We start from the raw sequence: 10,046 nt of genomic DNA, 5'->3' as shown, positions 1-10,046 counted from the left end.
GAATCGTCCGCTCGACTTGCATGTATTAGGCACGCCGCCAGCGTTCGTCCTGAGCCAGGATCAAACTCTCCATAGAAAAGTTATCCTTAGCTTTTGTACGCTTTTCGCTTCGTTCAGTTTTCAAGGAACATCTTGTCGTTTTTTTGCGACTTTTTTAATTTAGCACATCGCCTCTTTAGTGTCAAGAGCGATTTTTTTATTTTTTATTATCGCATCGCAACAGCGACGATTTAGAATATATCATGTTCTTTTGTGAAATGCAACTATTTTTTTATTGTTTTTTATATGTTTTCCGAGCATATACGCTCCAATCCCAATGATGATAAAAAACGAGCCTATTCCTTGCGATAAATAAACTTTTTCGTCCAACCATATATAAGCTAATATAATGGCTCCAATCGGTTCAAATAAAATAGCCATGGATACCATTGCTGCATTTACCCATTTCATCGCCCAATTAAAAAGAGAATGCCCGAATAATGTCGGGATAACCGCCAGCAAAACGAAGCACCACCAGTCATTCGCATTATACGACAAAAATGAATAACGAAACAACGATACATATACACTTAATACGAGTGACGCAATGCCATAGACAATATACGTATATGTAATTAGAGAAAATTGCTTTCGTAAATGTTGACCGACTAACCAATAGCCCGTGACCGTAGCACATGCAATTAATGCAAGCATATCCCCATAAAGTGCTTCGCCACTTACGCGAAAATCCCCCCAGCTAATAATGACGCTACCTAAAATTGCAAGTAGCGCACTTATCCATTCACTCATCGTCATCTTTTCTTTAAAAAAGAAAAATCCACCAACAAAAGCGAATATCGGCTGCAACGTGACTAAAACGACAGAGCTTGCAACGGATGTGTAACGAAGCGATTCAAACCAAAGAATAAAATGAAACGCAAGCAATGTTCCAGACAATACTGCAAGACCCCAATCTCTTTTATTCATCTGTTTTGTTTCCCGTATATGTTTTACAATAAACAACGGAGTCATGAAAACAACTGCGAAAAACAGGCGATAAAATGCGATGACAGCTGACGGAGCATCTGTAAATTTGACAAAAATCGCTGAAGTGGAAATAGAAAGTGCTCCAATAATTAATGCGATATACGCCTTCATGTTCGTCATCCTTTCGAATATACTTAATTACAAAGAAAAGGAGGAATGTCTCATGGACGCCCATGTACTTATGAAACTCGGAATCTCTGCTGTTCTCGGGCTCGTTATCGGTCTAGAACGAGAATTAAAGCGAAAACCAGTTGGTCTTAAAACTTGCCTCGTTATTTCGATTGTCAGTTGTTTGTTAACAATCGTTTCAATCGAATCAGCATACACATTTCCAAAAAGCGACCATATAAATATGGATCCACTTCGCCTCGCTGCTCAAATTGTATCAGGTATCGGCTTTCTCGGCGCAGGTGTTATTCTTCGCCGCGGAAACGATAGCATTTCCGGTTTAACAACTGCCGCGCTCATTTGGGGAGCCGCAGGTGTCGGAATCGCTGTGGGGGCAAACTTTTATATCGAAGCGATATTGTGCGTCATCTTCCTTATCGCTAGCGTCGAGCTTATTCCGCTTATAACAACCGTTTTCGGTCCGAAACAACTAAGGGAAAAAGAGCTTTCTGTGAAACTCACCGTGCTAGATGCAACGAAAATGTCTGAAGTCATCGATACGATTAAACAAAAAAATATCCGCATTAAAACGGTGCGCATAAAAGACTTAGATAACGGAAATCACTTTGTTGAATTAAAAGTATCTGTCGATCAAAAACGCGCAACAACAGATGTATACGAGTTTGTTCATCAAATTCCTTCTGTTCGTGGCGTCGATATCGAAAATATTTAGCTTGAAAATGATTCTCATTTATATTAGTATATATGATGAAAAATTTCCTTCGAAACAAAAAGGTGGGGAACGACATGCCCTCTATTATAAAAAATATGGAACTTTGCTTCCTTATGCGCCAGCTTTCAAAAAAGGACGAGCTAACTTTCCTTCATTCATATCGAGTGACGAAAATCGCTTTATCTTTTGCTTCGTTTTTGAAACTCACTGATGAAGAAAAGCGAGAACTTCAATTTGGAGCACTCATTCACGATATCGGGAAATTACACATTCCTGTTCATATTTTAACAAAAAGAGGGAAACTCTCTGAAGAAGAATTTGCTCAAATGAAAAAACATCCACTATTCGGTATACAAATATTACAACTTTACCATGTTTCATCTGAAATTTTTCATATTGTTTTATACCACCATGAACGATGGGATGGCAATGGATATCCATATAACCAAAAAGGAGAGAACATCCCTTTTCTCGCTCGTCTCGTGGCGTTAGCTGATTCACTTGAAGCAATGACAGGCATTCGGCCATATCGCGCATCACTTACATGGGAAGAAGCTTATGAAGAAATCAAAAGAGGAGCAGGAACACAATTCGATCCACAATTAACATCTTCTTTTTTAGAGTGGATGGAAAATACTGAGATTCCAATTGAACAAAATAGCGAAACAATTATGCAAGCAATCCCCATGATTTCTTAAATATCGATTGACGAAAAAACAAAATGTTTTTAAAATATAAACGAAAAGGGGCATTAGCTCAGCTGGGAGAGCGTCGTGCTGGCAGCGCGAAGGTCACCGGTTCGAACCCGGTATGCTCCATCAAAAAACCCTTGCATCGCAAGGGTTTTTCTTTTACTCTTCTGTTAGTTCTTCCACTGGAACGATGTGGCGTTCATGTTCCCGACCACGCATATGTACGGTAGCTGTTCGATTTGTTTCATCGTACCCATCAATCCAAACAGATTGACCGTGATAACATACCCGAATATCATCTGGTGAAGAAACAATTTGTTTCACGCGGTGCATATCCATCAACGTCCCTCCTTTCGTTTATATCATTTGTTTTTAAAGAAAAAATATGTAAGAAATAGCACCATCTCGTCTACAATGATAAAACGGGAGGGAAAATAGATGAGATGGTATGAATTTCTCGCTTCATATTGGCGACTTTCTCCACTGATACGAATCATATTCACCATTACAACAATCATCTGTTTATTTGGGATGATCATTCATATCGTTGAGCCAAAAACATTTTTAACAGCATTCGACGGCATATGGTGGGCGTTAATTACAACAACAACGATTGGTTATGGCGACCTCGTACCGAAAACATTAAGTGGTAAACTTGTCGCGATCACTCTTATTTTGCTCGGTACAGCTTTTGTTTCAGCTTATTTTGTCACGCTATCTACAAAAGCAATTTCAAAAGAAAATGCTTTATCAACTGGTGAACTCCCTTACACAAAAGGGGGACATGTCATCTTAGTCGGGTGGAATGAACGCGTTCGCGAGCTACTTGCTCTCATGCCGTCCAACATTCCGTGTCTCGTGATCGATGAGACACTAAAACGTTGGGATGTTCCGAAACACGTTCATTTCATTAAAGGAAATCCGACGCATGACGATGTGTGGAAAAAAGCAAACGTATTTGAAGCTCGCACCGTCATTATTACTGCCAACCAACATAAAAACGAAACAGAGGCCGATTTAGCATCCATCGTCACCCTTTTAACAGTAAAAGCGCTTCATCCATCCGTGTATACTGTTGTGGAAATATTAACAACTCCCCAAGTTGATAATGCCAAGCGCGCTGGGGCAGATGAAACGATCGAAACAAATAAATGGATCAGCTTCTTGATGACCAATTGCCTCTCATCTCCAAGCATATTAAACGACGTCGAGCAATTCAAAAAACATCCGATCAAACGGCTAGCTGTGCGCGACGAATGGATCGGGATGTCTTTTGCGTCAATGCTCACGGAATTAAAAAAAGAAGATATATTGCTTATCGGTGTCGCAAACAATCAACATGTTGTAATTAATCCACCATCGCATACGATCATTCAGTCGACTGATGAACTTATCGTATTAGCGCAATAACCGTTCTTCTAAATCTTTGACAAGCGTTTTTGCCATCGCTACATATTGATCTGGTACCGTTGCATCGGGATCTTCTGGCTCAGAAAATTGATTAAATGATGCGTTTATATTCCCAATATGCACATTGTCATCTAAGCCACGCTGATATTTGTGGCATAAGACGTATGGGCGCTTCAATTCAACCGTTGCCCCATACGAATCCAATTGTCCATCTATCGCGACGAATGGAAGGCGTAAAAATTGGTACCCAACATCATCCGCCATCTTATAGTCGAACGAACCGTGATCGTAATCCCAATTTCCACCGATCACATAGCCGAGTGGCTTTAATTCTTGTTCTAACACATTTAATAAAAACGTTTTTCCCTCTAATGCAGATGGAATTTCAATCATATCGATCACTCCTCCTCTGCTTGTTATCATGCCCAAAAAAAGAGCTTTCCCTGCACCCAGGGAAAGCTCTTTTTTTCATTATTTCAATCGTTTTTCAAGCTCAGCCTTTTTCTCTTCGTATCCAGGTTTACCGAGAAGGGCAAACATGTTCACTTTGTATGCTTCTACACCCGGCTGATCAAACGGATTGACTCCAAGCAAATAGCCGCTCATCGCACACGCTTTCTCAAAGAAGTAAACAAGATAACCGAATGTATATTCATCTAATCGTGGCAGTGTGACGACTAAGTTTGGTACACCACCGTCTGTATGTGCTAACAACGTTCCTTCAAACGCTTTTGTGTTGACAAAATCAACTGTTTTTCCTGCTAAATAGTTTAATCCATCTAAGTCGTTATCTTCTACCTCAATCGTCAACTCATGGCGTGGTGTTTCTACTTTTAATACAGTTTCAAACAAGTCGCGACGACCTTCTTGCACATATTGACCTAACGAATGAAGGTCTGTGGAAAAGTTTGCTGAAGCTGGGAAAATGCCTTTTTGGTCTTTCCCTTCACTTTCACCAAACAATTGCTTCCACCATTCAGCAAAATATTGTAGCGCTGGCTCGTAGTTAATAAGCATCTCAATTGTTTTTCCTTTGTTGTATAGCACATTACGTACAGCAGCATATTGATAAGCAATGTTTTCTTCTAGTTCCGATTTGCTGAAATCTTCGCGAGCTTGGGCAGCACCTTTCATCATCGCTTCAATATCCGCTCCGCTTACGGCAATCGGCAATAACCCGACCGCTGTTAAAACAGAGTAACGGCCACCTACATCATCTGGAATGACAAACGTTTCATATCCTTCTTCAGTCGCTAACGTTTTTAACGCCCCACGCGCACGGTCTGTTGTTGCATAAATGCGTTTGCGCGCTTCTTCTTTTCCGTACTTTTCTTCAAGAAGTTTACGGAAAATACGGAATGCAATGGCTGGTTCTGTCGTCGTTCCTGATTTCGAAATGACGTTAATTGAAAAATCTTTTCCTTCAAGTAAATCCATAACATCGCGCATATATGTAGAACTAATGTTGTTGCCGACGAAAATAATTTGTGGTGTTTTTCGTTTTTCGCTCGGGAGCGCGTTGTAAAAGGAATGTTGCAGCATTTCAATCGCTGCACGAGCACCAAGATAAGAACCACCGATGCCGACGACTAACAATACATCAGAGTCTTCTTGAATTTTTTTCGTTGCTTGTTGAATGCGAGCAAACTCTTCGCGATCATATGCGACAGGAAGATCAATCCATCCTAAAAAGTCGTTTCCTTGTCCTGTTTTCTCATGAAGGGCGTGATGCGCCACTTTCACTGCATCACGCAAATACGTTAATTCATGTTCACCAAAAAAAGACAACGCTTTTGAATAGTCAAACTGAATATGCGTCATGTACGTTTCCTCCTCAATGATTGTATCCTCTTTCACTTTAGCGAAATAAACATCGAGAATCAAGTTCACGAAAACAATGTAAACGGATTCATTATGACATTTTTCGCACTTTACAATGAGGCTTGTAAAATCGACATGACATCGTGATGATGTAACTTTTTAAAATTACCAAATGGGCCGAACGCCATCGCTTTTTCTACTATTATTGGCAATGATTCTTCACCGATATGATAATCTGCTAATCGACAAGGAGCACCTAATCTGTTCCAAAACGCCCGAAGTTTTTCAATTCCTTCTAGCGCAATTTCCCGATCTCCTTTGCCTTCTGGATAAACGTCAAACACCCGAACAGCTAGCTGCTTAAAACGATCGATATGTTCATCAAGCACGTGCTTCATCCAATTTGGGAATAAAATAGCTAATCCACCTGCGTGTGGAATGTCATGCACTGCTGACACAGCATGCTCAATATTATGTGTCGCCCAATCACCGCGTAGCCCCATGCGTAAAATTCCATTTAAAGCCATTGTTCCACAATATAAAATCGTTTCACGATGATCAACATTTTGTAAATCTTCTATGAGTTTTGGTGCGGTTTCAATGACTGTTCGTAAAATGGCTTCGCACATTCGATCTTGTAATGGCGTATTTGGCGCATGGTGAAAATATTGTTCTAATACGTGCGACATGATGTCAACGATGCCATATACTGTATGATCTTTCGGAACAGTTGTTGTATAAACAGGATCTAAAATCGAAAATTGAGGGAAAACAGCTGGACTACTCCATCCGTATTTCTCCTTCGTTTCCCAATTTGTAATAACGGAATTTGCATTCATTTCCGATCCTGTCGCAGCTAGCGTTAATACTGTTCCAATTGGCAGCGCTCGCTCAACCGTCGCCTTTCGCGAAATAAAATCCCATGCCTCTCCATCATATAATGCACCTGCTGCAATGGCTTTGGCACAATCGATGACACTTCCTCCGCCTACTGCTAAAATAAAATCGACTTTCTCTTCACGGCAAATGTGAATTCCTTTTTGAACAGTAGATAAACGAGGATTTGGTTCGACACCCGCTAGCTCGGACCAAGACTTATTCAATGAACGCAAAATAGATACGACATCATCATATACGCCGTTTTTCTTAATGCTTCCTCCACCATATACAATTAAAATGTGTTCATACGAATGAAGTTCCTTTTTCAAATGTTCAATTTGTCCTCTACCGAAAATTAATTTCGTTGGATTATGAAAAATAAAATTTTCCATGTTCATCCCTCCTTCCTTTCATTATTTCCAAAAGAAACAAAGAAGTAAAGAAAATTGCATTTTTTTATGCATACTTCTCTCAAAATGATTCATTCTATAAGTGAATACGATATTTTAAAGGAGGAATGAACATGAGTACGTTACAACGAATTGCACTATTGCTTACTGTTATTGGAGCGCTGAACTGGGGGCTCATTGGCTTTTTCCGCTTCGATCTTGTAGCAGCCATTTTCGGCGGTCAAGCATCGGCGTTTGCACGCATTGTTTACGCTCTCGTCGGAATTGCGGGGCTCATTAACCTCGTATTACTGTTTAAACCAGCGGAGGAACTCGGACGTACAGAACCAAAAATGTCGAGAACATAAACGTACAACTCACCGATCACTCGGTGAGTTGTACGTTTTTTTCGCTTCCGCAATCCATTTTTCTAGTTGCATTTTTAACGGTTGAAATCCTAAGGGAGTCTCAATATTTGTTGTGGCATGATCAACATCACGCAACGATAAGCTAATTCGCTTCGTTTTTTCATCGATCGCGATAATTTTTACCCGAACAGACTCCCCTACATCCACATAATCATAAATATTTTTTACGTACCCATCTGTAATTTCTGAAATATGAATGAGTCCTTGAGTTCGTTCGTCAAGCGATACAAATATCCCGTATGGCTGTATTCCCGTCACAATACCCGTAACAATCGCACCTTCCTTCCACTCCAAATGAAACACTCCTCTTTTTTTGAAAAATTGTAACATAATTCACTTAAAAAGTGTTAATTTTGTGCACGAGTATAAACTGGAACATGGTATGATAAATATGTAAACGAATTTTGGAGAGGTGGGAGAATAAATGAGTACAATCGGCGAAAATATTCGCATGTATCGCGAACAGCGAAATATGTCGCAACAAGAGTTGGCGATGAAAGTTCGGGTAGGGGTAGCAACCATTCAAAAATACGAATCTGGGGAACAAGTCCCTGACACACCAACCATTCTAAAACTTTGCACTGCGCTCGATGTCCCTGCATCTGAATTATTAGAGCGTGCCGATTTATCGAATTCATCTAGTATCGATCCAGAAATCGAATATTTAATTAAAGACATTGGCATTAAACGCGCAAAACTCATTTTGCGAAAAGCGAAAGAATTTAGCGAAGAAGACTTTTTGCGCGTCATGCAAATGTTATATGAGCTGAAATACAACAAAGAAAGCTGACAATGCGTCAGCTTTCTTTTACAGTCGTTCAAGAAATCGCTTCATGCGCCGAATAGCCTCTTGCAACTGTTCGAGCGATGATGCATATGAACAACGAATATATCCTTCTCCACTTACTCCAAACACGTGACCGGGAACGACAGCTACTTTTTCCTCTAACAATAATCGCTCCGCAAACTGCTCTGATGTCATGCCTGTTGACCGAATGGACGGAAATGCATAAAATGCCCCTCCCGGCATATGGCAAGAAAGACCGATTTCGTTTAATGATTGAACAAAAAAGTTGCGTCGTTGCCGATAGCTTTTTTTCATTTGTTCGACATCAGCCGCTCCATTTTGTAATGCTTCAATGGCAGCATATTGCGCCATCGTCGGTGCACACATCATCGTGTATTGATGAATTTTCAACATCGCGGTAGCTAATTCTCTCGGCGCAGCAATAAATCCGAGGCGCCAACCTGTCATCGCAAAACCTTTCGAAAATCCATTAATTAAAATTGTTCGCTCTCGCATGCGATCAATTGCCGGAAAGCTTGTGTATTGTTCTTCGTAGCATAACTCCGCATAAATTTCATCTGAAATGACAAGCAAATCATGCTTTTCTACAATGCGAGCAATTTGCGCCAGTTCTTCGGCATTTAACACGGTGCCTGTCGGATTATTTGGCGAACAAATAATTAATGCTTTCGTCTTCGGTGTCACAACTTGTTCAATTTGTTCTGGTTGCAATTTGAATTGATGTTTCCCACTCGTTTGAATGGGAATTGGCACACCCCCAGCTAATGAAACAAGCGGTGCGTATGAAACAAAGCTCGGCTCAACAACAATGACTTCATCACCTGGATTTAAAATAGCTCTAAGAGACACATCGAGCGCCTGACTTGCCCCAACCGTCACAATTATTTCATCAGCTGGATCATATAACACGTGAAAACGCCGCGCTACATAGTCGCTAATTTCTTTTCTTAACTCCCATAAACCTGCGTTCGCTGTATATGATGTATATCCTTGTTCTAATGATAAAATGCAAGCCTCCCGCACACTCCAAGGGGTAATAAAATCTGGCTCGCCAACTCCAAGCGAAATGACCCCCTCCATACTTGCCGCTAAATCAAAAAAGCGACGAATACCGGACGGTTTTAAGCGTGATACGGTGTCAGATACGTACGTTTTCGTCTTTTGCATCACGGAGCCACCACGATTCTTCGATCTTGATCACCTTGCTCAAACACGGTGCCGTCATGCTTATATTTCTTTAAAATAAAATGGGTTGTCGTTGAAATGACGGAATCGAGCGTCGATAATTTTTCAGAAACAAAATGGGCAATTTCAGACATGGAACGTCCTTCAATGACAACAGATAAATCGTAGGCACCAGACATCAAATAGACAGACTTAACCTCCGGAAAGCGATAAATACGTTCAGCTACCTCGTCAAATCCAACGCCCCGCTTCGGTGTCACTTTCACATCGATCATCGCCGTCACACCTTCATGGCCATCTACTTTCCGCCAGTCAACGATCGTTGCATACTGTACAATCACTTTCGCTTCTTCTAATTTTCTTATTATATCCTCCACTTCTGAAACCGATAGAGAAACCATTTTTGCCATCGTATCAATCGGCAAACGAGCGTTTTTTTCTAACAATTCAACGATTTCAATTTCTTTTTCAGTTAGTTTCACACGAATCACCCCTGACATAAATTTTCACATAATTTAGAAAAAAATGCACGCCTTTTTTCAAAAAAATAAGCAAGACGACATCGCT

Annotated in this window: 13 protein-coding genes, 1 tRNA gene and 1 rRNA gene; 6 read left to right on the top strand and 9 right to left on the bottom strand. The window is 40.5% G+C overall.

From position 1 onward, the window contains the following. Window positions 1-76 (bottom strand): 16S ribosomal RNA (locus tag HNR63_RS02225); the annotation flags it as partial. Window positions 77-240: 164 nt separating this feature from the next. Beyond that, window positions 241-1,137: a DMT family transporter gene (locus HNR63_RS02220; protein WP_181519647.1), complete on the bottom strand. Its 897-nt coding sequence runs from the start codon at window positions 1,135-1,137 to the stop codon at window positions 241-243. 52 nt (window positions 1,138-1,189) lie between these two features. Here HNR63_RS02220 and HNR63_RS02215 point away from each other — a divergent pair, with 52 nt between their 5' ends. From HNR63_RS02215 to HNR63_RS02205, 3 genes are all read left to right on the top strand, one after another. After that, a complete protein-coding gene (locus HNR63_RS02215) occupies window positions 1,190-1,867 on the top strand; it encodes an MgtC/SapB family protein (RefSeq protein ID WP_021093608.1) in 678 nt (225 codons plus the stop codon). 74 nt (window positions 1,868-1,941) lie between these two features. Further along, window positions 1,942-2,565 carry an HD-GYP domain-containing protein gene (locus HNR63_RS02210; protein ID WP_181519646.1) on the top strand — a complete coding sequence of 208 codons (624 nt, stop codon included), beginning with the start codon at window positions 1,942-1,944 and terminating at the stop codon, window positions 2,563-2,565. 47 nt (window positions 2,566-2,612) lie between these two features. Then, window positions 2,613-2,685: transfer RNA gene (locus HNR63_RS02205), tRNA-Ala, on the top strand. Window positions 2,686-2,718: 33 nt separating this feature from the next. Here the strand turns inward: HNR63_RS02205 and HNR63_RS02200 are convergent. After that, window positions 2,719-2,898, bottom strand: coding sequence for an H-type small acid-soluble spore protein (locus HNR63_RS02200; protein ID WP_021093610.1), 180 nt, complete (start codon window positions 2,896-2,898; stop codon window positions 2,719-2,721). A 99-nt stretch (window positions 2,899-2,997) separates the two neighbouring features. Between HNR63_RS02200 and HNR63_RS02195 the strand changes: the two genes are divergently transcribed. Then, a complete protein-coding gene (locus tag HNR63_RS02195; protein ID WP_181519645.1) occupies window positions 2,998-3,969 on the top strand; it encodes a potassium channel family protein in 972 nt (323 codons plus the stop codon). On the opposite strand, the gene HNR63_RS02190 is transcribed toward HNR63_RS02195, so the two are convergent. The 3 genes from HNR63_RS02190 to HNR63_RS02180 all read right to left on the bottom strand — a co-directional run bounded on the left by HNR63_RS02190 (window position 3,958) and on the right by HNR63_RS02180 (window position 7,061). Further along, a complete protein-coding gene (locus tag HNR63_RS02190) occupies window positions 3,958-4,362 on the bottom strand; it encodes a YugN-like family protein (protein ID WP_009362210.1) in 405 nt (134 codons plus the stop codon). The genes HNR63_RS02195 and HNR63_RS02190 overlap by 12 nt on opposite strands. 78 nt (window positions 4,363-4,440) lie before the next feature. After that, the gene (locus tag HNR63_RS02185; RefSeq protein WP_181519644.1) at window positions 4,441-5,790 is read right to left on the bottom strand and encodes a glucose-6-phosphate isomerase; all 1,350 of its coding nucleotides are present in this window, start codon (window positions 5,788-5,790) and stop codon (window positions 4,441-4,443) included. A 110-nt stretch (window positions 5,791-5,900) separates the two neighbouring features. Beyond that, a complete protein-coding gene (locus HNR63_RS02180) occupies window positions 5,901-7,061 on the bottom strand; it encodes an iron-containing alcohol dehydrogenase (protein ID WP_181519643.1) in 1,161 nt (386 codons plus the stop codon). Window positions 7,062-7,192: 131 nt separating this feature from the next. On the opposite strand from HNR63_RS02180, the gene HNR63_RS02175 reads away from it, so the two are divergent. Then, window positions 7,193-7,426 (top strand): DUF378 domain-containing protein, encoded by a 234-nt coding sequence (locus HNR63_RS02175; RefSeq protein WP_043965046.1) that lies wholly within the window; start codon window positions 7,193-7,195, stop codon window positions 7,424-7,426. A 9-nt stretch (window positions 7,427-7,435) separates the two neighbouring features. Here the strand turns inward: HNR63_RS02175 and HNR63_RS02170 are convergent, their stop codons facing one another. Continuing rightward, on the bottom strand, window positions 7,436-7,780 hold the full coding sequence (locus tag HNR63_RS02170; protein WP_246316702.1) for a CvfD/Ygs/GSP13 family RNA-binding post-transcriptional regulator: 345 nt from the start codon (window positions 7,778-7,780) through the stop codon (window positions 7,436-7,438). Window positions 7,781-7,910: 130 nt separating this feature from the next. Here HNR63_RS02170 and HNR63_RS02165 point away from each other — a divergent pair, with 130 nt between their 5' ends. Further along, entirely contained in the window at window positions 7,911-8,276 is a 366-nt protein-coding gene (locus HNR63_RS02165; protein WP_021093614.1) for a helix-turn-helix domain-containing protein, read from the top strand. An 18-nt stretch (window positions 8,277-8,294) separates the two neighbouring features. On the opposite strand, the gene HNR63_RS02160 is transcribed toward HNR63_RS02165, so the two are convergent. Together HNR63_RS02160 and HNR63_RS02155 are read right to left on the bottom strand one after the other, a co-directional pair. Continuing rightward, the gene (locus tag HNR63_RS02160; protein WP_171334849.1) at window positions 8,295-9,461 is read right to left on the bottom strand and encodes an aminotransferase; all 1,167 of its coding nucleotides are present in this window, start codon (window positions 9,459-9,461) and stop codon (window positions 8,295-8,297) included. Next, window positions 9,461-9,961 carry an Lrp/AsnC family transcriptional regulator gene (locus HNR63_RS02155; protein WP_042535192.1) on the bottom strand — a complete coding sequence of 167 codons (501 nt, stop codon included), beginning with the start codon at window positions 9,959-9,961 and terminating at the stop codon, window positions 9,461-9,463. The genes HNR63_RS02160 and HNR63_RS02155 overlap by 1 nt, the downstream gene beginning before the upstream one ends. Window positions 9,962-10,046: the final 85 nt, after the last annotated feature.

The sequence above is a fragment of the Anoxybacillus ayderensis genome, assembly GCF_013761015.1.
In the GTDB taxonomy this organism is placed as follows: Bacteria; Bacillota; Bacilli; order Bacillales; family Anoxybacillaceae; genus Anoxybacillus; species Anoxybacillus ayderensis.
Note: the sequence above shows the minus strand (reverse complement) of the source record. Positions and strands in the feature narration are given on the sequence as shown.